Genomic DNA, 21,755 nt, shown 5'->3' on the forward strand with positions numbered 1-21,755 from the left:
TCGCGGACCGCCGCGCCGGGGAGGGCGGTCCGGTCGCCCCGGGCCGGCCGCGGCTGCGGCGGCCGACCCGGGGCAGGTCGTTCAGAGCAGGTGACCTGCGGTCACTCGCCCTGGGACTTCTGGATGATCTCGTCCGCCACGGCCTTGGGGACCTCGGCGTAGGAGTGGAAGGTCATCGAGTACACCGCGCGGCCCTGCGTCTTGGAGCGCAGGTCGCCGATGTAGCCGAACATCTCCGACAGCGGCACGAGGGCGTTGACCACCTTCACGCCGGTGGCGTCCTCCATGGACTGGATCTGGCCGCGGCGGGAGTTCAGGTCGCCGATGACGTCGCCCATGAACTCCTCGGGGGTGCGGACCTCCACGGCCATCAGCGGCTCGAGGATGATCGGGTTGGCCTTGCGGACACCCTCCTTGAAGGCCTGGGAGCCGGCGATCTTGAACGCCATCTCCGAGGAGTCGACGTCGTGGTACGCGCCGTCGAGCAGGGTGGCCTTCACGCCGACCATCGGGTAGCCGGCCAGCACGCCGAACTGCATGGCGTCCTGGATGCCCGCGTCCACCGAGGGGATGTACTCGCGGGGCACGCGACCGCCGGTGACGGCGTTCTCGAACTCGTAGACCTCGCCCTCGGCGGTGTCCAGGGGCTCGAAGGACAGCTGCACCTTGGCGAACTGGCCGGAGCCGCCGGTCTGCTTCTTGTGCGTGTAGTCGACCTTGTCGACCTTGCGCTTGATGGTCTCGCGGTACGCGACCTGGGGCTTGCCCACGTTGGCCTCGACCTTGAACTCGCGCTTCATACGGTCCACGAACACGTCCAGGTGGAGCTCGCCCATGCCGCCGATCTCGGTCTGGCCGGTCTCCTCGTTGAGGTTCACGCGGAACGTGGGGTCCTCGGCGACGAGCTTCTGGATGGCGGTGGAGAGCTTCTCCTGGTCACCCTTGGTCTTCGGCTCGATGGCCACGGAGATCACGGGCTCCGGGAAGGTCATCGACTCGAGGATGATCGGGTTCGCGGGATCGCACAGGGTGTCGCCCGTGGTGGTGTCCTTGAGGCCGATCACGGCGTAGATGTGGCCGGCGACCACCTCGTCCACCGGGTTCTCCTTGTTGGCGTGCATCTGGAACAGCTTGCCGATGCGCTCCTTCTTGCCCTTGGTGGCGTTGAGGATCTGCGCACCGGACTCCAGGCGGCCGGAGTACACGCGGATGAAGGTCAGCGTGCCGAAGAAGGGGTGCGTGGCGATCTTGAAGGCGAGCGCCGAGAACGGGGCCTCCTTCGACGCCTCGCGCTCCAGCACCTCCTCCTCGTCGTTCACGGCGTGGCCCTTGACGGAGCCGGCGTCCAGCGGGTTCGGCAGGTAGGCGACCACGGCGTCCAGCATCGGCTGCACGCCACGGTTCTTGAACGCGGAGCCGCAGAACACCGGGTAGGCCTCGGCGTTCACGGTCAGCTGGCGCACGCCGGCCTGGATCTCCTCGACGGTGAGCTCCTCGCCCTCGAGGTACTTCTCCATGAGCTCCTCGGAGGTCTCGGCGACGGCCTCGACGAGCTCGTTGCGGTACTCCTCGGCCTTCTCCTGGAGCTCGGCGGGGATCTCGCGAGTCTCATAGGAGGCGCCCATGGTGACGTCGCCCTTGGCGTCGCCCGGCCACACGAAGGCCTTCATGGAGAGCAGGTCGACGACGCCCACGAAGTCGTTCTCGGCGCCGATCGGCAGCTGCATCACGAGCGGACGCGCGCCGAGGCGCTTCACGATGGTGTCGACGGTGAAGTAGAAGTCCGCACCCAGCTTGTCCATCTTGTTGACGAAGCAGATGCGCGGGACGTTGTACTTGTCCGCCTGGCGCCACACGGTCTCCGACTGGGGCTCCACGCCCTCCTTGCCGTCGAACACGGCGACGGCGCCGTCGAGCACGCGCAGCGAGCGCTCCACCTCGACCGTGAAGTCCACGTGGCCGGGGGTGTCGATGATGTTGATCTGGTGGTCGTTCCAGAAGCAGGTCACCGCGGCGGAGGTGATGGTGATGCCGCGCTCCTTCTCCTGCTCCATCCAGTCCGTCGTCGCGCCGCCGTCGTGGGTCTCGCCCAGCTTGTGGTTGACACCCGTGTAGAACAGGATGCGCTCGGTGGTGGTGGTCTTGCCGGCATCGATGTGGGCCATGATGCCGATGTTGCGGACCTTGTGCAGGTCGGTCAGCACGTCCTGTGCCACGGTGTCTCCCTTGGTCGGGTGGAATGGGGGGGCTCGTGAGGTGGATGCGGTGGGTGGCCCGTCCGAGAGGACGCACCTGCGGCCCGAGGCGCGGATCGCGCGCCCCGGGCCACACGGATCACCAGCGGTAGTGGGCGAAGGCCTTGTTGGCCTCGGCCATCTTGTGGGTGTCCTCGCGACGCTTCACGGCGCCGCCCAGGCCGTTCGAGGCGTCCAGGATCTCGTTCATCAGGCGCTCGGTCATGGTCTTCTCACGGCGGGCCTTGGAGAAGCCGACCAGCCAGCGCAGGGCCAGGGCCGTGGAGCGGCCCGGCTTGACCTCGACGGGCACCTGGTAGGTGGCGCCGCCGACGCGGCGGGAGCGCACCTCGAGGGCCGGCTTGATGTTGTCCATGGCCTTCTTGAGGGTGGCCACGGGATCGGCGCCGTTCTTGGCGCGGGCGCCCTCGAGCGCGCCGTACACGATGCGCTCGGCGGTGGACTTCTTGCCGTCGACGAGCACCTTGTTGATCAGCTGCGTGACCAGCGGGGAGCCGTAGACGGGATCGACGACGAGGGGGCGCTTCGGCGCAGGACCCTTACGAGGCATTACTTCTTCTCCTTCTTGGCGCCGTAGCGGGAGCGGGCCTGGCCGCGGTTCTTCACGCCCTGGGTGTCGAGGGCGCCGCGCACGATCTTGTAGCGCACGCCGGGCAGGTCCCTCACACGACCGCCGCGGACGAGCACGATCGAGTGCTCCTGCAGGTTGTGGCCCTCGCCGGGGATGTAGGCGGTGACCTCGATGCCGCCGTTCAGGCGCACACGGGCGACCTTGCGCAGCGCCGAGTTCGGCTTCTTGGGCGTGGTGGTGTACACACGGGTGCACACGCCACGACGCATGGGGTTCCCCTGCAGGGCAGGGGCCTTCGTATTGACGACCTTGGGTGAGCGGCCCTTGCGGACCAGCTGCTGAATCGTAGGCACTCTTCAGCCTTCCTGTGTTTCGGTGATCGCTGACGTGATCGACCGGCGCCCGGGGCGCCGGCTGCTCGTTCCTCTGCTCTGCCTCTCCCTGTGGGGGCTCGCAACGAGCAGACGTCCGCAGGCGTGCAAAAGTGTGGCATCTGCCGCGCAATGACCCCGCGACCCGGACAGCGTCCAATTTGCCACACGAAAAACAATCCTTGACAGCATAGCACGCTCCGGCGTCGTCGACGAGCCGGCCCTGCACGGACAAGGGCCCGCCCCTCCCCCGCATGAGCGGTGGAGGGGCGGGCCCCTGAGGGACGCGGGTCAGGCGCGGAAGTCGCCCCCGCGGCCGTAGTCGTCCAGCGAGACGGCGTGGAAGTCGTTCTCGCCGAGCGACTGGTCCAGGCCCGGGTAGTCGAAGTCCGCGAAGCCGGCCGGCGAGGCGAACAGGTTGGCCTTCGCCTCCTCCGTCGGCTCCACGACGGTCTTCGTGTAGCGGTCCAGGCCCGTGCCGGCCGGGATCAGCTTGCCGATGATCACGTTCTCCTTCAGGCCCAGCAGCGGGTCGGACTTGCCCTCCATGGCCGCCTGCGTCAGGACGCGGGTCGTCTCCTGGAAGGACGCGGCCGACAGCCACGAGTCCGTGGCCAGCGAGGCCTTCGTGATGCCCATCAGCTCGTCGCGGCCGGAGGCCGGCTGGCGGCCCTCGGCGACGGCGGCGCGGTTGGCGGCCACGAAGCGCGCCCGGTCCGTGAGCTCACCCGGCAGCAGGTCGGTGTCACCGGACTCGATGACGGTGATGCGACGCAGCATCTGCCGGACGATGACCTCCACGTGCTTGTCGTGGATGCCCACGCCCTGGGACTGGTACACGTTCTGCACCTCGTCCACGAGGAACCGCTGCGCGGCCCGCGGGCCGAGCACGCGCAGGACCTGCTTCGGGTCCACGGCGCCGGCCACGAGCTGCGTGCCCACCGGCACGTGCTCGCCGTCCGCCACGAGGATGCGCGCACGGCGCAGCACCGGGTAGGCGATCTCCTCGGAGCCGTCGTCCGGTGTGAGCAGCAGTCGCACGGACGTCTCGGTGTCCTCGATGGTCACGCGGCCGGCGACCTCGGAGATCGGGGCCACGCCCTTCGGGGTGCGGGCCTCGAAGAGCTCCTGGATGCGGGGCAGACCCTGCGTGATGTCGTCGGCCGAGGCCACACCGCCGGTGTGGAACGTGCGCATGGTGAGCTGGGTGCCCGGCTCACCGATCGACTGGGCCGCGATGATGCCGACGGCCTCGCCGATGTCCACCAGCTGGCCGGTGGCCATGGAGCGGCCGTAGCACTTCGCGCAGGTGCCCACGGCGGACTCGCAGGTCAGGACCGAGCGGACCTTGATCTCCGTGACGCCGGCAGCCACCAGCTCGCCGATCAGCACGTCGCCCACGTCGGCGCCGGCCGAGGCCAGCACCGTGCCGTCCTCGCCCGTGACGTCCTGGGCCAGCGTGCGGGCGAAGGCCGAGTTCTCGACCTGCTCGTGGGCCACCAGCTCGCCGTCGGCGTTCGGGGCGGCGATCGTGACGGACAGGCCGCGCTCGGTGCCGCAGTCGTCCTCGCGGACGATGACGTCCTGGGACACATCGACGAGACGACGGGTCAGGTAGCCCGAGTTCGCGGTCTTCAGCGCGGTGTCCGCGAGGCCCTTGCGGGCGCCGTGGGTGGCGGAGAAGTACTCGAGCACGGACAGGCCCTCGCGGTACGAGGACTTGATCGGACGCGGGATGATCTCACCCTTCGGGTTGGCCACGAGGCCGCGGATGCCCGCGATCTGGCGCACCTGGAGCCAGTTGCCTCGCGCACCGGAGGACACCATGCGGTTGATGGTGTTGAGCTCCGGCAGGCCGTCCTTCATGGCCGCGGCGACCTCGTCGGTGGCCTTGTTCCAGATGTCGATCAGCTCGGAGCGACGCTCGTCGTCCGCGATCAGGCCCTTGTCGTACTGCTGCTGCACGCGCTGGGCCTGCTCCTCGTAGCCCTCCATGATGGCGGCCTTGTCGAAGTCGGAGGTGATGTCCGAGATCGCCACGGTCACACCCGACCAGGTGCCCCAGTGGAAGCCGGCGTCCTTGAGGTTGTCCAGCGTCTGCGCGGTGACGACCATCGGGTAGCGCTCGGCCAGGTCGTTGACCAGCTGACCGAGGGTGCCCTTGGTCGCCTGCTTGTCCAGCCACGGGTAGTCGTCCGGCAGCAGCTCGTTGAACAGCACCTTGCCCAGGGTGGTCTCGATGAGGGCGATCTCGCCCTCGGACCAGCCCTCGGGGGCCGGCACGTCCGCCGACGGCACGAAGCCCTCGACGCCGATCCGTGCGGGCGCGTTCAGGTGCAGGTCGCCGCCGTCGAACGCCATGATGGCCTCGCCGACGGTCGCGTACAGGTTGCCCGCGCCGACCTCGTCCGGACGCACCGTGGTGAGGTGGTTCAGTCCGATGATCATGTCCTGGGCCGGCACGGCGACCGCGCGGCCGTCCGAGGGCTTCAGGATGTTGTGGCTCGAGAGCATGAGCAGGCGCGCCTCGGCCTGGGCCTCCGGCGACAGGGGCAGGTGGACCGCCATCTGGTCGCCGTCGAAGTCCGCGTTGAACGCGGAGCAGACCAGCGGGTGCAGCTGCAGGGCCTTGCCTTCCACGAGCTGCGGCTCGAAGGCCTGGATGCCCAGACGGTGCAGGGTGGGGGCGCGGTTCAGCAGGACCGGGTGCTCGGTGATGACCTCCTCGAGCACGTCCCAGACCTGCGGACGGAAGCGCTCCACCATGCGCTTGGCGGACTTGATGTTCTGCGCGTGGTTCAGGTCCACGAGACGCTTCATCACGAACGGCTTGAACAGCTCCAGCGCCATCTGCTTCGGCAGGCCGCACTGGTGCAGCTTGAGCTGGGGACCCACCACGATGACCGAGCGGCCCGAGTAGTCCACGCGCTTGCCGAGCAGGTTCTGACGGAACCGGCCCTGCTTGCCCTTGAGCATGTCGGAGAGCGACTTGAGCGGGCGGTTGCCCGGGCCGGTCACCGGCCGGCCGCGGCGGCCGTTGTCGAACAGCGAGTCCACGGCCTCCTGCAGCATGCGCTTCTCGTTGTTGACGATGATCTCGGGCGCGCCGAGGTCGAGCAGCCGCTTCAGGCGGTTGTTACGGTTGATCACGCGACGGTACAGGTCGTTGAGGTCGGAGGTCGCGAAGCGGCCGCCGTCCAGCTGCACCATCGGACGCAGCTCCGGCGGGATCACCGGGACGGCGTCCAGGACCATGCCCTCGGGCGAGTTGTCCGTGGTCAGGAACGCGTTGACGACCTTCAGGCGCTTCAAGGCGCGGGTCTTGCGCTGGCCCTTGCCCGTCTTGATGGTCTCACGCAGCATCTCGGACTCGGCCTCGAGGTCGAAGGTCTGCAGGCGACGCTGGATCGCCTCCGCGCCCATCGAGCCCTCGAAGTACTGGCCGTACTTGTCCCGCATGGCGCGGTACAGACCCTCGTCGCCCTCGAGGTCGGCGACCTTGAGGTTCTTGAAGCGGTCCCAGACCTGCTCCTTGCGGTCCAGGTCCGCGTCCGCGCGCTTGCGGATCTGCGCCATGGTCTTGTCCGCGGCGTCGCGGGCCTTCTTCTTCTCGGCGGCCTTGGCGCCCTCGGACTCCAGCTTGGCCAGGTCCTTCTCGAGGTCGGCGGCCACCGCGGCGATGTCGGAGTCACGCTGGTCGGCCAGGACACGGGTCTCCTGGTCGTACTCGGCCTGGAGGTTGGCCAGGTCGCGGTGCCGGGCCTCCTCGTCCACCGAGGTGATCATGTACGCCGCGAAGTAGATGACCTTCTCGAGGTCCTTCGGCGCCAGGTCCAGCAGGTAGCCCAGGCGCGAGGGCACGCCCTTGAAGTACCAGATGTGGGTGACCGGCGCGGCCAGCTCGATGTGGCCCATGCGGTCGCGGCGCACCTTCGAGCGGGTCACCTCGACGCCGCAGCGCTCGCAGATGATGCCCTTGAAGCGCACGCGCTTGTACTTGCCGCACGCGCACTCCCAGTCACGGGTGGGGCCGAAGATCTTCTCGCAGAAGAGTCCGTCCTTCTCCGGCTTCAGGGTGCGGTAGTTGATGGTCTCCGGCTTCTTGACCTCGCCGTAGGACCAGCGGCGGATGTCCTCCGCCGTGGCCAGGCCGATGCGCATCAGGCCGAAAGAGTTGTCAGTGGACATGCTGTTCACGCTCATGCTCCGGTGAACTCCCTTGGTTCAGTGGTTCTCAGGTGACGTCTTGTGGATGCGGGATCGGGCCCGGCTCAGACTTCCTCCACCGAGCTCGGCTCGGCGTGGGAGAGGTCGATGCCCAGCTCCTCGGCGGCGCGGTAGACCTCGTCCTCCGCGTCACGCATCTCGATGGCCTGGCCGTCGGCGGAGAGGACCTCCACGTTCAGGCAGAGGGACTGCATCTCCTTGATGAGCACCTTGAAGGACTCGGGAACACCCGGCTCCGGGATGTTCTCGCCCTTGACGATGGCCTCGTAGACCTTCACGCGGCCGTGGATGTCGTCCGACTTGATGGTCAGCAGCTCCTGGAGGGTGAACGCCGCGCCGTACGCCTCGAGCGCCCACACCTCCATCTCGCCGAAGCGCTGGCCGCCGAACTGGGCCTTACCGCCCAGCGGCTGCTGCGTGATCATCGAGTACGGGCCCGTGGAACGGGCGTGGATCTTGTCGTCCACCAGGTGGTGCAGCTTGAGCATGTACATGTAGCCCACGGACACCGGGTCCGGGAACGGCTCGCCGGTGCGGCCGTCGAACAGCTGCGCCTTGCCGCTGTCGCTCATGAGACGGTCGCCGTCGCGGGTCACGTTCACGTGGCCGAGCAGGCCCGTGATCTCGTACGCCTCGGCGCCGTCGAACACCGGGGTGGCCACGTTGACCGGACCGGACTGCCGCGGGAAGTTCGGCAGGTCCTTGATCCACTCCGGCTCGCCCTGGATGTCCCAGCCGCGCGAGGCGGCCCAGCCCAGGTGCAGCTCCATGACCTGGCCGAGGTTCATGCGGCCGGGGACGCCGAGCGGGTTCAGCACGATGTCCACCGGGGTGCCGTCCGCCAGGAACGGCATGTCCTCGAGCGGCAGGATCTTCGAGATGACGCCCTTGTTGCCGTGGCGGCCGGCCATCTTGTCGCCGTCGGTGATCTTGCGCTTCTGCGCCACGTAGACGCGCACCAGCTGGTTCACGCCCGGGGGCAGGTCGTCGTCCTCGTCGCGGTCGAAGATGCGCACGCCGATGACGGTGCCGGACTCGCCGTGCGGCACCTTCAGGGACGTGTCGCGGACCTCGCGGGACTTCTCGCCGAAGATCGCGCGCAGCAGGCGCTCCTCCGGGGTCAGCTCGGTCTCGCCCTTCGGGGTCACGCGGCCGACCAGGATGTCGCCGGCCTCCACCTCGGCGCCGATGTGGATGATGCCGCGCTCGTCGAGCTGCGAGAGCACCTCCTCGGACACGTTGGGGATGTCGCGCGTGATCTCCTCGGCGCCCAGCTTGGTGTCGCGGGCGTCGACCTCGTGCTCCTCGATGTGGATCGAGGTGAGGACGTCCTCCGAGACCATGCGCTGGGACAGGATGATCGCGTCCTCGTAGTTCAGGCCCTCCCAGGGCATGAACGCGACGAGGAGGTTCTTGCCGAGCGCGAGCTCGCCGTTGTCCGTGGCGGGACCGTCGGCGATGATGCTCAGCGGCTCCACCCGCTCGCCCTCGGAGACGCGCACCCGCTGGTTGTAGGCGTTGCCCTGGTTCGAGCGGGCGAACTTCATGATCGGGTAGTGCGTGGTGGTGCCATCGTCGTTCATGACGGTCACCAGGTCCGCGGCCACCTCGGTCACGACGCCGCCCTGGGTGGCCGTCACGGAGTCGCCCGCGTCCACGGCCACGTACTTCTCCATGCCGGTGCCCACGTAGGGGGCCTCGGAGCGGAGCAGCGGCACGGCCTGACGCTGCATGTTCGCGCCCATGAGCGCGCGGTTGGCGTCGTCGTGCTCGAGGAACGGGATCAGGGCGGTGGCCGCCGACACCATCTGGCGCGGGGACACGTCCATGTAGTCGATCTCGTCCACGGTCGAGAGCACGGGCTCGCCGTCGCCGCCGCGCTGGCGGCAGAGCACGAACTCCTCCTCGAACCGGCCGTCCTCATCCACCGGGGCGTTCGCCTGGGCGATCTGGAAGGCCAGCTCGTCGTCGGCGGTCAGGTAGTCCACGGTGTCCGTGACCCGGCCGTCGACCACGCGGCGGTACGGGGTCTCGATGAAGCCGAAGGAGTTGATCCGGCCGAAGGTCGCCAGCGACCCGATGAGGCCGATGTTCGGGCCTTCCGGGGTCTCGATGGGGCACATGCGGCCGTAGTGCGACGGGTGGACGTCACGGACCTCCATGCCGGCACGGTCGCGGGACAGGCCGCCCGGGCCGAGCGCGGACAGGCGACGCTTGTGCGTCAGGCCGGCCAGCGGGTTGTTCTGGTCCATGAACTGGGACAGCTGCGAGGTGCCGAAGAACTCCTTGATCGCCGCCACCACGGGGCGGATGTTGATCAGGGTCTGCGGGGTGATCGCCTCGACGTCCTGGGTGGTCATGCGCTCGCGCACGACGCGCTCCATGCGGGACAGGCCGGTGCGGATCTGGTTCTCGATCAGCTCGCCCACCGCACGGATGCGACGGTTGCCGAAGTGGTCGATGTCGTCGATCTCCACGCGCACATCCACCGGCTCGCCGTCGCGCGTGCCCTTGATGACGGTCTCGCCGGCGTGCAGCGCGGCGATGAAGTGCACCATCTGGACGATGTCGTCCTCGGTGAGCACAGACGCGTTGGGGTCGCCGAGGTGCACGTCCACGCCGAGCTTGCGGTTGAGCTTGTAGCGGCCCACCTTGGCGAGGTCGTAGCGCTTCGGGGTGAAGTACAGGTTGTTCAGCAGCGTCTGCGCGGCGTCGACGGCGGCCGGCTCGCCCGGGCGCAGCTTGCGGTAGATGTCGAGCAGGGCCTCGTCCTGGTCCGCGGTGCCGTCCTTCTCGAGGGTGGCGCGGATGGAGTCGTAGTGGCCGAACTCCTCCAGGATGCGGGACTCGGTCCAGCCCATGGCCTTGAGCAGCACCGTCACGGGCTGCTTGCGCTTGCGGTCGAGGCGGACGCCGACCTGGTCACGCTTGTCCACCTCGAGCTCGAACCAGGCGCCGCGCGAGGGGATGATCTTCGCGGAGAAGATCTCCTTGTCCGAGGTCTTGTCCGGGGTGCGCTCGAAGTAGGCGCCCGGGGAGCGGACCAGCTGGGAGACGACGACGCGCTCGGTGCCGTTGATGATGAACGTGCCGTTGCGGGTCATCAGCGGGAAGTCGCCCATGAAGACGGTCTGCTGCTTGATCTCGCCGGTCGTGTTGTTCATGAACTCGGCCTTGACGTACAGCGGGGCGGAGAAGGTCGCGTCGCGATCCTTGCACTCCTCCTCCGTCATCTTCGCGTCGGCGAACTCGGGCTCGGCGAAGGACAGGGACATGGTGCCCTGGAAGTCCTCGATCGGGGAGATCTCCTCGAAGATGTCCGTCAGTCCCGAGGTGACGGGCACGGAGTGGTCGTCGGCGGCCAGGGCGGCGTCCACGCGCGCGGCCCACCGCTCATTGCCGATCAGGCGGTCGAACGACTCGGTCTGCAGCGCCAGCAGGTCCGGCACGTCCAGCGGCTCGGAGATCTTGGCGAAGGAGACGCGTCCGGCGGAGGCGCCGGATCGCGGGGAGACGGTAGCGGTTTCGTTGGAGGTGCTCGAGGCGACCACGTAGGATCCTTCCACAGGCCTTCTGGGTTCCGTTCGCTCCCCTGCCGCGAGACGGCGGCGCCGGCCCACCGCTATATGAAGGCCGTGCGGAACCGTGCGGGCCACGGCGGGACGCGAGGTCCTGCGGGCGGCACGGAACAGGGGAGATGCAAAGATCCATCCTATCCGCGCCCGTCGCCCCTGTCCAGCCGGGGGTGCGTGACCCGGGACGCCACGAGGCCCCCGGTCCGCAGCGCGGGTCCGGGGGCCTCGTGAGGAGGCGTGATGCGGCTCAGGCCGCGATCATCACTTGAGGGTGACGGTGGCGCCGGCGCCCTCGAGCTGCTCCTTGGCCTTCTCGGCGGTCTCCTTGTTGACGCCCTCGAGGATGGGCTTGGGAGCGCCGTCCACCAGGTCCTTGGCCTCCTTCAGGCCGAGGGAGGTGATGGCGCGCACCTCCTTGATGACGCCGATCTTCTTGTCGCCGGCGGCCTCGAGGACGACGTCGAACTCGTCCTTCTCCTCGGCGGCGGCGGCCTCGGCACCACCGGCGGCACCGCCGGCGGCGGCCACGGCCACGGGGGCGGCGGCGGTGACGTCGAACTTCTCCTCGAACGCCTTGATGAACTCGGACAGCTCGATGAGGGTCAGCTCCTCGAACGCGGCGAGCAGCTCTTCGGTGGTCAGCTTGGCCATGATGGCTCCTTTACGGGTACGTCTTGACTACGTGTGAAGTGGTGGGCCGTGCAGCCCGGGGCGGACTGCTCAGGCAGCCTCGCCCTGCGCGGCGCGCAGCGCCTCGACCGTGCGGACGGTCTTGGACAGCGGCGCCTGGAACAGGGCGGCAGCCTTGGACATGCTGCCCTTCATCGCGCCGGCGAACTTGGCCAGCAGCACCTCGCGGGACTCGAGGTCCGCGAGCTGCTTGATGCCGGCCTCGTCCAGGGGCTGGCCATCCATGTAGCCGCCCTTGAGTACGAGCTTCTCGTGATCCTTGGCGAAGTCACGCAGGGCCTTCGCGACGTTGACCGGGTCCCCGGTCACGAACGCGATCGCGGTGGGACCGGACAGGTGAGCCTCGAGGCCCTCCAGACCGGCGTCCTTGGCCGCGATCTCGGCCAGCGTGTTCTTCGCCACGGCGTAGGTCGCGTCCTGACGGATGGAGTCGCGCAGCTGCTTGAGCTCCGTCACCGTCAGGCCACGGTATTCCGTCAGAACAGCGGCGCTGGACTCACGGAACAGGTCCGTGAGCTCAGCCACCGCCGACTCCTTCGCGGACGTCGCCATGGCACTCCTCTCGATGATGCGTGGGAACCGCCACCCCGAGACGAGAAAGCGCCCCGTGCAGATGCACGGGGCGCAGCAGGAGCATCGACGCGGCCGGACCCGGAGGGTCGACGTGCGGATGCGAGCGTGGCTCACGTTCACCTGCGCGGGCCGTCTCCGTCAGGGAGATCCTTCGGTGGGCTCTGCCCGGAGGCAGGGCACCACGACCGGCGGTCTTCGGTAGGCACCAGCGTACACGTCCGGGGCGGGCCCGCAAAATCGACCCGGGACGACGCCGGCCGGTCGTCCCCGCTGCGGGGACGACCGGCCGACGTCGTGGGCCCCGATCACCGGGGCCGCGTGGCTCAGAGCTCGGAGGAGTCCACCGAGGTCACGTTCGGGTCCATGGGCACGCCCGGGCCGAAGGTGGTGGCCACGGTGGCCTTGGAGATGTAGCGGCCCTTGGAGGAGGACGGCTTCAGACGCAGGACCTCCTCGAGGGCTGCGGCGTAGTTCTCCACCAGGGCCTTGGCCTCGAAGGAGGTCTTGCCGATGATGAAGTGCAGGTTGGAGTGCTTGTCGACGCGGAAGTCGATCTTGCCGCCCTTGATGTCGGCCACGGCCTTGGCCACGTCCGGGGTCACGGTGCCGGTCTTGGGGTTCGGCATCAGGTTGCGGGGGCCGAGCACCTTGCCCAGACGGCCGACCTTGCCCATGAGCTCCGGGGAGGCCACGGCGGCGTCGAAGTCCACCCAGCCCTCGGAGATCCGGGCGATCAGGTCGTCGTCGCCCACGACGTCCGCGCCGGCGGCGCGGGCGGCCTCGGCGCGGTCACCGGTGGCGAACACGACGACGCGCGCGGTCTTGCCGGTGCCGTGGGGCAGGCTCACGGAGCCGCGGACCATCTGGTCGGCCTTGCGGGGGTCGACCGAGAGGCGGAGGGCCACCTCCACGGTGGCGTCGGTCTTGGAGGGGTTGGTCTCCTTGGCGAGGCGGATCGCCTCCACCGGCGAGTACAGATCCTCGCCGATCGCGGCCTTGGCCGCCTTGTATGCCTTGCTGCGCTGTGCCATCTGCGTTCTTCTCCTTGTGCAGTCGTGGTCTGCGGACCGCGCTCGGCCCTGCCACTGGAAGGGGGTGGGGGTGGGCGTCAGCCCTCGACGGTGATGCCCATCGAGCGGGCGGTGCCCGCGATGATCTTGGCGGCGGCCTGGACGTCGTTGGCGTTCAGGTCCTCCATCTTGGTCTGGGCGATCTCCTCGCACTGGGCCTGGGTCAGCGTGCCGACCTTGGCCGTGTGCGGGGTGGCGGAGCCCTTGGCGACGCCGGCGGCCTTCTTGATGAGCTCGGCGGCCGGCGGGGTCTTGGTCACGAAGGTGAACGAGCGGTCCTCGTACACGGTGATCTCGACCGGGACCACGTTGCCGCGCTGCGACTCGGTGGCGGCGTTGTACGCCTTGCAGAACTCCATGATGTTCACGCCGTGCTGGCCCAGGGCGGGGCCGATGGGCGGGGCCGGGTTGGCGGCGCCGGCCTGGATCTGAAGCTTGATCAGACCGGTGACCTTCTTCTTGGGAGCCATGAGTGGATCCTTCTCTCACTGGGGGACCCTCGGCGCAGGAGCGCACCGGGGGCGGTGGCCGCCGTGGCGCGGCGGCCGGTGCCGCGTCCGGGCCGGCAGGCGGCCGGCCCGGTGCGGAAGCGTCGGGTGTCCTCAGATGGCCTTGGTCACCTGGTTGAAGGACAGCGTCACGGGGGTCTCGCGCTCGAAGATCGAGACGAGCACCACGAGCTGCTGGGCCTCCGGCTTGATCTCGGAGATCGTGGCCGGGAGGGTCTCGAACGGGCCGTCGTTGACGGTGACCGACTCGCCGACCTCGAAGTCCACGTGGATCGCGGGGGCGGCGGGCGCGCCGGACTCGGCCGCGGCGGGGACGGCCAGGCCGGCCTTCTCGGCGGCGCGGGCGGCCTCCTGGATCACGGACGGGGCGAGCATGTCGTACACCTCGTCCAGGCTGAGCGGCTGCGGGTGGTGGGCGTCGTTGCCCACGAAGCCCGTGACGCCCGGGGTGTGCCGTACGACGCCCCACGAGGCGTCGTCGAGGTCCATGCGGACGAGCACGTAGCCCGGGATGCGCACGCGCGAGACGATCTTGCGCGTGGTGTTCTTGATCTCCACGACCTCCTCCATGGGGACCTCGATCTCGTAGATCGAGTCCTCCATGTCCTGGGTCAGGATGCGGGCCTCGAGGTTCGTCTTCACGCGCTTCTCGTAGCCGGCGTAGGTGTGGACGACGTACCAGTCGCCGGGCTGGCGGCGCAGGCGGGTGCGCAGCTCCTCGGCGGGGTCCACGGCGGGCTCGTCGTCGGACTGCTCCTCGACGGGGGTCGGTGCGTCCTCGCCCTCGGCGACGGCCAGGTCGGCCTCCTGCACGGTGGCCTCGGCGGTCTCGTCACCGCTGCCGGCGACCTCGTCCAGGGCGTCCTCGACGGGCGTGCCGGCGTCCTGCGCGGTCTCGGCGGTCTCCTCGGCCACGGCGTCCTCCGACATCGGGACGGACTCCTCGGCGGGCTGACGATCCAGTTCCTGCTCGGACACGGTTCCTGCTTTCTGCTGACGGACGGCGGGCCCTGCCGTCGGGGAGGGCCCTCACGGGCGTGCGGGGGACGCGTCCTGCGACGTCGGGACCGTCCGCGCCGGGCTCAGAGGCCGCCGGCGCCGAACAGGAGACCCGCCACGGTGCCGAACACCCAGTCCAGCCCCATGACCAGCAGGATCATGAACGCCACGAAGGCGAGCACCACTCCGGTCGTGCGCAGCAGCTCCTCGCTCGTGGGGGTGACGACCTTGCGGAGCTCGTCCACCACCTGGCGCAGGAACAGCGCGATCCGCGCGAACAGCCCGCGACGCTGCCTGCTCGGCGTGGGGGCGGGCCCCCCGCCGTTCGCCGCCATCTCAGTCACGTGGCCTCACTCGTCGGATCGCCGAATCGCTTTCTACACGTCCGATGCCGAGCACGAGGCCCGGCATCGAGCAGGGCAGACAGGACTCGAACCTGCAACCTGCGGTTTTGGAGACCGCTGCGCTACCAATTGCGCCACTACCCTTCGGACCGACGGAGCCGGCCGAACCCTCGCGGGATCGACCGTGATCGCGGTACCGGAGATCCAGGATACGCCATCGGGCGGCGGGAGTCGAACGGGCCCCGGGCAGTCAGTACCCTGGCAGGACGGAGCCCCGCTCCGCCCCGCCCTCCCCGTCGAGCTCGAAGAAGGTCCCCATGGCCGCGCCCGCCCGCCGCGTCTCCGCCCGTCTGTCCGCCATCGCGCCCTCCGCCACCCTCGCCGTCGACGCCCGCGCCAAGGAGCTCAAGGCCGCCGGGCGCCCGGTGATCGGCTTCGGCGCCGGCGAGCCCGACTTCCCCACCCCGGACTACATCGTGGAGGCCGCCGTCGCCGCGGCCCGGGACCCGAAGAACCACCGCTACTCCCCCGCCTCCGGCCTGCCCGAGCTGCGCGAGGCGATCGCGGACAAGACGCTGCGCGACTCCGGCGTATCCCTCGAGGCCGCCCAGGTGCTGGTGACCAACGGCGGGAAGCAGGCCGTGTACAACGCCTTCGCCGCGCTGCTGGACCCGCAGGACGAGGTGCTCGTCCCCGCCCCCTACTGGACCACCTACCCCGAGGCGATCCGCCTGGCCGGCGGCGTGCCGGTGGAGGTGTTCGCCGGCCCCGAGCAGGGCTACAAGGTCACCGTGGACCAGCTCGACGAGTCCGTCACGGACCGCACCAAGGTGCTCCTGTTCGTCTCCCCCTCCAACCCCACCGGCGCCGTGTACTCCCCCGAGGAGACGGCGGCGATCGGCCAGTGGGCACGGGAGCGGGGGCTGTGGGTGGTCACCGACGAGATCTACGAGCACCTGACCTACGACGGCATGCCGTTCACCTCGATCGTCCGCGCCGTGCCCGAGCTGGCGGAGCAGTCCGTGATCCTCAACGGCGTCGCCAAGACCTACGCGATGACGGGCTGGCGCGTCGGCTGGATGGCCGGTCCGCTGGACGTGGTCAAGGCCGCCACGAACCTGCAGTCCCACGCCACCTCGAACGTGGCCAACGTGTCGCAGCGGGCCGCGCTGGCCGCCATCGCCGGCCCGTTGGACGCCGTGGCGGAGATGAAGACGGCGTTCGACCGCCGGCGCCGGGCCATGGTCGAAGCCATGGACGCCGTGCCGGGCTTCCACTGTCCCACCCCGCAGGGTGCGTTCTACGCGTACGTGGACGTGCGGGAGGCGCTCGCGAAGACCTACCGCGGCGGCGTCACCCCCGCGACGTCGGCCGAGCTGGCCGCCTTCATCCTCGACGAGGCGGAGGTCGCCGTGGTCCCGGGCGAGGCGTTCGGCCCGTCCGGCTATCTGCGACTGTCCTACGCGCTGGGCGATGCGGACCTCGCCGAGGGCGTCGAGCGCATCCGCGCCCTGCTCAGCGCCTGAGCCGCACACCCCACCCCTGAGCCCCGCGACGCCGCGTGCCGCGGGGCTCAGGCGTATCCGCGGCGCGCGGCCCAGCGGGTCAGCTCGTGGCGGTTGGAGAGCTGGAGCTTGCGCAGCACGGAGGACACATGGGTCTCGACCGTGCGGTCCGAGATGAACAGCTCCGCCCCGGCCTCCCGGTAGGTGTAGCCGCGCGCGATCAGCCGCATGACCTCCCGCTCCCGTGCCGAGAGCCGGTCGAGGTCCTCGTCGGGGGCCGCAGCCCCGCTCGTCGCCGCGGCGGGGACGGGCGGGGACGCGGGCGCCGTGCCGCGGAAGGCGTCGAGGACGAACCCGGCCAGTCGGGGCGAGAACACGGCGTCGCCGTCGGCCACGCGGACCGCCGCGTCCGCCACCTCCGCGCCGGAGGCCGTCTTGGTGATGTAGCCGCGGGCCCCCGCACGGATCACGGCGACGACGTCCTCGGCCGCGTCCGAGACGGACAGGGCCAGGAACCGCTGCGCGGGTCGGCGCGCGAGGACACGCTCGGCCACCTCCGCTCCCCCGCCGCCGGCCCCGCCGGGCAGGTGCACGTCCAGCAGCACCACATCCGGCGCCAGGTCCAGCACGGCGCGGACGGCCTCGTCCACGTCCCCGGCCTCACCGACGATGGCCAGTCGGTCCGGGTCCAGGTCGGCGCGCAGGCCGGAGCGGAAGATCGCGTGGTCGTCCACGTTGACGGCCGTGCGCGGGGCGGGGTCGGTCATGGGTGCTCCTGTCCGGTGCGCGCTCGCGCACCCTCGGGCTCGGCCAACGTCAGGTGGACCTCGGTGCCGCCCGGGCCGGACCGGATGCGGGCGGTCCCGCCGGCACGGCCCATGCGGCCGAGGATCGACTCCCGCACGCCGAGCCGGTCGGCCGGGACCGTGGGCAGGTCGAAGCCGGGACCGCGGTCCCGGACGAACACCTCCGCGACGGTGCGGCCGCGGTCGTCCTCACCGGCCTCCGCGAAGACCTGCGCGTCGCCGGCGTGCCGGGCCGCGTTCTGCATGGCCTCGCGCGCCGCGGCCGCGAGCGGCTCGAGCCACGCCCCCGCGGCCCGCCCCACGGCCACGACCTCCACCCGGGCCCCGTGGGCGTCCTCGACGGCGGCGGCGTGCTGTTCGAGCGCCTCCGCCAGGGAGTGCGGGCCGCCACGGGAGTCCAGGGCGAGGAACTGACGCAGCTCACGCTCCTGGGCGCGGGCCACCCGGGCCACCGCGTCCGCGTCCTGGGCGCGCCGCTGGATGAGGGCGAGGGACTGCAGCACCGAGTCGTGCAGGTGCGCCGCGATCTCGGCGCGCTGGGCCTGCACCGCGAACGCGGTCCGCTCCGCGTCCCGTCGGCGCAGCCAGGCCAGGACGTAGGGCATGGCCACCAGCGCCGCGCCGGCGAGCATCGCGACGGCGGCCAGCAGAGCCCGCCACAGCTCGCCCGAGCTCACGGCGCCCAGGACGATGGCCAGCACCGCCAGCAGCACGAGGGCCGTGCCGAGCACGAGGCGGACCAGTCGTCCGCTCCGCCCGGCCCGGGGCCCGCCCGCCAGGTCGAGCTGCATCCAGGCCAGGCCGAGGCCGATCACGAGGACGGCCACCGGGCCCACGAGCGCCCAGTCGACGGCGAGGCCGAGGCCGTCCGCGACGGTCAGCACGCCCACGCCGAGCACCACGGCGGCCAGCAGCACCGGCCAGCCGCCCTCGCGCACCCGCTCGAGCACCTCGGGGGCGCGACCACGCAGGGTGGGGGCGTCGGCGGCAGGAGCGCCGTCCGGACCCTCCTCCGGCACGAGCAGCCAGAGCCACACGTACAGGGCCAGGCCCGCGCCGCCCAGCAGGCTCAGCAGCGCCAGGGCCGCGCGGACGCGGCCGGCGGGCATCCCGAGGTGCCGGGCGAGCCCCGCGGCGACGCCGGACACCGGACGGTCGGCCCCGTGCCGCATCAACGGCGGACGCGGGGCCGGCGCGGGCGCGGACGGGGTGGGCATGCCCCCATCCTGCCGCGTCGGACGGGGCGGCACATCCGGGGAGGATTCCGGGAGTTCCCGGATGGGCGGGGGCCGCAGGCGGACGAGGATGGAGACATGACGAGCACACACGACCCGTTCACCGGCCCCGGCCCCCACGTCGCCCCCGACGGAGCCGCCGCGGGCGAGACCGGCCCCGACGGACTGGACGCCCTGCCGGGCTGGCTGCGCCGCGCCGTCCTGAGCTGGGGCGTGCGCCGCTCGCCGGCCTCGTGGGTCGGCGGGGTGCTCGGCGGGGTGGCCGAGCGCTACCGCATCGATCCGCTGCTCGCCCGCGGCGTGTTCGTCGCCGTGTGCATGGTCTCCGCGGGCCTGGGCCTGCTGGCCTACGCGGCCGCCTGGGCCGTGCTCCCCGACCCCGACGGACGCGTGCAGTTCGGCCGCCTGCGCCGCGGGGAGTGGCAGGACGCCACCGTGGCCATCGGCGTGATCGGGGCGATCGGCGCCCTCAACCTGCTGCTCGGCGCCGGGTTCACCCTCATCGCCCCGGCCGTGGGCGGCCCCGGCTCCCTCGTGGGCCTGGGCGCGCTGGCCGTGCTCGTCTGGTGGCTCGTGACCCGCTGGGACGGCCGGGCGCAGGCCCGCGTGGCCCCGGGCCGGGTCCCCGACGCCGACCAGCCCGCCCACGCCGTGCCGCGCCCGGCCTGGTACGTCGGCGGAGGTCCGCGCGAGCGGGCGGCCGAGGTCACCGACCCGCACGGCTTCCGCCCCGAATGGATCGACCCCGCGACCGGCACCTGGCGCGACCACGTCCACTCCCGCGAACGGCGGGCCGCGACGCGCCTGGCCGAGGAGGCCCCCCGGGCGGCCACCGCCCCGACCGGCTCGGGGTCCGCAGCCACGGCCGCGAAGCCGCGCCTCGGGCCGATCGCGCAGGCCGCCACCTACGCCGGGGCCGTCCTCGCCGCGCTCGCCGCCCTCGGGATCAGCCTGCTGCTCGGCGTCGGTCCGACCCCCACGCTGCTGGCGGTGCCCATGCTCGTCGCCGCGCTCGCGGTGATCGCCCCCGTCCTGCTGGGCGCTCTGCTCAGCGGCCGCCGTCCCGGCACCCTCGGCCCGGCGAGCGGCATCCTCGTGGGTGCGACGGCCCTCCAGGTCGCCGTCCTCGTGGCCCTCGGCTGACCCGCCGCCCGTCGCCCGTCCCCTGACGCGACGCGGCGGGCACGCCTAGGGTGGTGCCGACCCCCACGAGAACGCCCGAGAGGACCCCCATGCGCGTCGGAATGCTCACCTCCGGAGGCGACTGCCCCGGCCTCAACGCCGTCATCCGCTCCGCCGTCCTGCACGGCATCAAGTCGTACGACATGGAGATGGTGGGCATCCGCAACGGGTGGTCCGGCCTGATCGAGAAGGACGTCGAGGACCTGCCCCGCTCCCGCGTGCGCGGCCTGGCCCGCACCGGCGGCACCATCCTCGGCACCTCCCGCACGCACCCCTACAACGCGGAGGGCGGCGGCCCGGAGAACATGCTCCGCAACCTGCGCGAGCTGGACATCGACGCCGTCATCGCGATCGGCGGCGAGGGCACCCTGGCCGGCGCGAACCGCCTGGCCGCGGACGGGCTGCCGATCGTGGGCGTGCCCAAGACGATCGACAACGACCTGCAGGGCACCGACTACACGTTCGGCTTCGACACGGCCGTGCAGATCGCCACGGACGCCATGGACCGGCTGCGCACCACGGGCGAGTCCCACCACCGCTGCATGGTCGCCGAGGTCATGGGCCGCCACGTCGGCTGGATCGCCCTGCACTCGGGCATGGCCGCCGGCGCCCACGCGATCCTCATCCCCGAGGTCCGCACCCCGATGTCCCAGGTCGCCGAGTGGGTGCAGCAGGTCCACGACCGCGGCCGCTCCCCGCTGGTCGTGGTGGCGGAGGGCTTCATCCCCGAGGGCCACGACGACCCGCTGGCCGAGGCCGGGGTCGAGGCGTCCGGCCGACCGCGTCTGGGCGGCATCGGCGAGTGGGTGACCCGCGAGATCGAGGAGATGACGGGCATCGAGACGCGCAGCACCATCCTGGGCCACATCCAGCGCGGCGGCGCCCCCACCGCCACGGACCGCGTGCTCTCCACGCGCTTCGGCATGGGCGCCGTCGACCTCGTCGCCCAGCGCCGCTGGGGACAGATGGTGGCGGCCAACGGCACGGAGATCATCTCCATCCCCATGAGCGCCGCCCTCAAGGGCCTCAAGAAGGTGCCGGTCTCCCGCTACGACGAGGCGAAGATCCTGTTCGGCCGGTGAGACCCGACCACCCCGCCGTCGGCGTGCTGGCCCTCGGGCTGGCGCGTCGGCTCGGCCTGCCCGACACCGCGCTGCTGCCCGACGACGCCCCGGCGGCGGGCGCCGAGCCGCGCCGCATCGAGGTGGCCCGGCAGGGCGTGGCCGAGGCGGAGGTGCTGGCCCTGCCCTGGGCCACCGTCGTGGCGGGGCCGGCGTGGTTCACGCGTGCCTGCCGCGGCGTGCCCGCCGAGGCGCTGGGCGTGGAGTCGGCCCTGCTGCGGACGGCGGTGCGCGCCGCCGCCGGGGAGGCCGTGCGCTCGCGCGGCGAGTTCACGCTCTACGCCGCCGAGGAACCGCCGCCGGTCGACCCCTCGCGCACCGTCGCCGTGTCCGACGACCCCGCCCACGTCCACGCCGTGGTCGCGCAGGCCCCCGCAGACGACGTGGCCGAGGCGGGTGTCCCCTCCTGGGAGTCCTCGGTCGCGCTCGTTCCCGACGACGGCGCGGGACGGGCGATCGAAGCCGCGGTGGCGGCGGCGGGGCATCGCGTGACGGGCGGCGTGCTGGCCTCGCTGGGCACCCTCACCCCACCGCGGCTGCGCGGTCGTGGGCTCGGCCGCTACGCGGTGGCCGTGGCGATGGACCGGGCGGCGCTGGAGGGGCTGCTGCCGTTCGCCGAGGTGCCGGCGGGCCACACGGCCGCGCACCACGTGGCGATCGCCGTCGGGCTGGAGGCGGCGGGCACGCGGACCGTCCTCGCGCTGGACTGAGCCGGCGAGTCG

The 21,755-nt window shown here is 71.2% G+C and carries 17 protein-coding genes and 1 tRNA gene; 4 read left to right on the forward strand and 14 right to left on the reverse strand.

The features are described from left to right. Window positions 1-101: 101 nt before the first annotated feature. From fusA to B1A86_RS08650, 12 genes are all read right to left on the reverse strand, one after another. Window positions 102-2,216, reverse strand: a complete 2,115-nt coding sequence (gene fusA, locus B1A86_RS08595; protein WP_036381535.1) for an elongation factor G — start codon at window positions 2,214-2,216, stop codon at window positions 102-104. Between the two features lie 118 nt (window positions 2,217-2,334). Continuing rightward, the gene (rpsG, locus tag B1A86_RS08600) at window positions 2,335-2,805 is read right to left on the reverse strand and encodes a 30S ribosomal protein S7 (RefSeq protein ID WP_010080379.1); all 471 of its coding nucleotides are present in this window, start codon (window positions 2,803-2,805) and stop codon (window positions 2,335-2,337) included. Further along, window positions 2,805-3,179, reverse strand: coding sequence for a 30S ribosomal protein S12 (gene rpsL / locus B1A86_RS08605; protein ID WP_078025929.1), 375 nt, complete (start codon window positions 3,177-3,179; stop codon window positions 2,805-2,807). Before rpsL ends, rpsG begins: the two co-directional genes overlap by 1 nt. A gap of 309 nt (window positions 3,180-3,488) precedes the next feature. After that, the gene (locus tag B1A86_RS08610) at window positions 3,489-7,385 is read right to left on the reverse strand and encodes a DNA-directed RNA polymerase subunit beta' (RefSeq protein ID WP_078025930.1); all 3,897 of its coding nucleotides are present in this window, start codon (window positions 7,383-7,385) and stop codon (window positions 3,489-3,491) included. An 83-nt stretch (window positions 7,386-7,468) separates the two neighbouring features. After that, window positions 7,469-10,975 (reverse strand): DNA-directed RNA polymerase subunit beta, encoded by a 3,507-nt coding sequence (gene rpoB / locus B1A86_RS08615; RefSeq protein ID WP_036317750.1) that lies wholly within the window; start codon window positions 10,973-10,975, stop codon window positions 7,469-7,471. Window positions 10,976-11,260: 285 nt separating this feature from the next. Then, window positions 11,261-11,650 (reverse strand): 50S ribosomal protein L7/L12, encoded by a 390-nt coding sequence (rplL, locus tag B1A86_RS08620; RefSeq protein WP_078025931.1) that lies wholly within the window; start codon window positions 11,648-11,650, stop codon window positions 11,261-11,263. 69 nt (window positions 11,651-11,719) lie between these two features. Then, entirely contained in the window at window positions 11,720-12,241 is a 522-nt protein-coding gene (gene rplJ / locus B1A86_RS08625) for a 50S ribosomal protein L10 (protein WP_078025932.1), read from the reverse strand. Between the two features lie 344 nt (window positions 12,242-12,585). Then, on the reverse strand, window positions 12,586-13,293 hold the full coding sequence (gene rplA / locus B1A86_RS08630) for a 50S ribosomal protein L1 (protein WP_036317746.1): 708 nt from the start codon (window positions 13,291-13,293) through the stop codon (window positions 12,586-12,588). A 77-nt stretch (window positions 13,294-13,370) separates the two neighbouring features. Further along, window positions 13,371-13,802: a 50S ribosomal protein L11 gene (gene rplK, locus B1A86_RS08635; protein ID WP_010080374.1), complete on the reverse strand. Its 432-nt coding sequence runs from the start codon at window positions 13,800-13,802 to the stop codon at window positions 13,371-13,373. Window positions 13,803-13,934: 132 nt separating this feature from the next. Continuing rightward, the gene (gene nusG, locus B1A86_RS08640) at window positions 13,935-14,819 is read right to left on the reverse strand and encodes a transcription termination/antitermination protein NusG (protein ID WP_036317744.1); all 885 of its coding nucleotides are present in this window, start codon (window positions 14,817-14,819) and stop codon (window positions 13,935-13,937) included. A gap of 104 nt (window positions 14,820-14,923) precedes the next feature. Then, on the reverse strand, window positions 14,924-15,175 hold the full coding sequence (secE, locus tag B1A86_RS08645; RefSeq protein ID WP_036317743.1) for a preprotein translocase subunit SecE: 252 nt from the start codon (window positions 15,173-15,175) through the stop codon (window positions 14,924-14,926). 80 nt (window positions 15,176-15,255) lie between these two features. Continuing rightward, window positions 15,256-15,328: transfer RNA gene (locus tag B1A86_RS08650), tRNA-Trp, on the reverse strand. Window positions 15,329-15,501: 173 nt separating this feature from the next. On the opposite strand from B1A86_RS08650, the gene B1A86_RS08655 reads away from it, so the two are divergent. Then, on the forward strand, window positions 15,502-16,710 hold the full coding sequence (locus tag B1A86_RS08655; protein ID WP_078025933.1) for a pyridoxal phosphate-dependent aminotransferase: 1,209 nt from the start codon (window positions 15,502-15,504) through the stop codon (window positions 16,708-16,710). A gap of 47 nt (window positions 16,711-16,757) precedes the next feature. Here the strand turns inward: B1A86_RS08655 and B1A86_RS08660 are convergent, their stop codons facing one another. Together B1A86_RS08660 and B1A86_RS08665 are read right to left on the reverse strand one after the other, a co-directional pair. Then, on the reverse strand, window positions 16,758-17,456 hold the full coding sequence (locus B1A86_RS08660) for a response regulator transcription factor (RefSeq protein ID WP_078025934.1): 699 nt from the start codon (window positions 17,454-17,456) through the stop codon (window positions 16,758-16,760). Continuing rightward, window positions 17,453-18,712 (reverse strand): ATP-binding protein, encoded by a 1,260-nt coding sequence (locus B1A86_RS08665; protein WP_078025935.1) that lies wholly within the window; start codon window positions 18,710-18,712, stop codon window positions 17,453-17,455. Before B1A86_RS08665 ends, B1A86_RS08660 begins: the two co-directional genes overlap by 4 nt. Window positions 18,713-18,808: 96 nt before the next feature. Here B1A86_RS08665 and B1A86_RS08670 point away from each other — a divergent pair, with 96 nt between their 5' ends. The 3 genes from B1A86_RS08670 to B1A86_RS08680 all read left to right on the forward strand — a co-directional run bounded on the left by B1A86_RS08670 (window position 18,809) and on the right by B1A86_RS08680 (window position 21,743). Beyond that, window positions 18,809-19,873, forward strand: coding sequence for a PspC domain-containing protein (locus B1A86_RS08670; RefSeq protein ID WP_078025936.1), 1,065 nt, complete (start codon window positions 18,809-18,811; stop codon window positions 19,871-19,873). Window positions 19,874-19,962: 89 nt separating this feature from the next. After that, window positions 19,963-20,994, forward strand: coding sequence for a 6-phosphofructokinase (locus tag B1A86_RS08675; protein ID WP_078025937.1), 1,032 nt, complete (start codon window positions 19,963-19,965; stop codon window positions 20,992-20,994). Next, window positions 20,991-21,743, forward strand: coding sequence for a hypothetical protein (locus B1A86_RS08680; protein ID WP_063188694.1), 753 nt, complete (start codon window positions 20,991-20,993; stop codon window positions 21,741-21,743). The genes B1A86_RS08675 and B1A86_RS08680 overlap by 4 nt, the downstream gene beginning before the upstream one ends. Window positions 21,744-21,755 lie beyond the last annotated feature (12 nt).

Origin of the sequence: Micrococcus sp. KBS0714 (assembly GCF_002008305.4) — a bacterium.
GTDB lineage: Bacteria > Actinomycetota > Actinomycetes > Actinomycetales > Micrococcaceae > Micrococcus > Micrococcus luteus.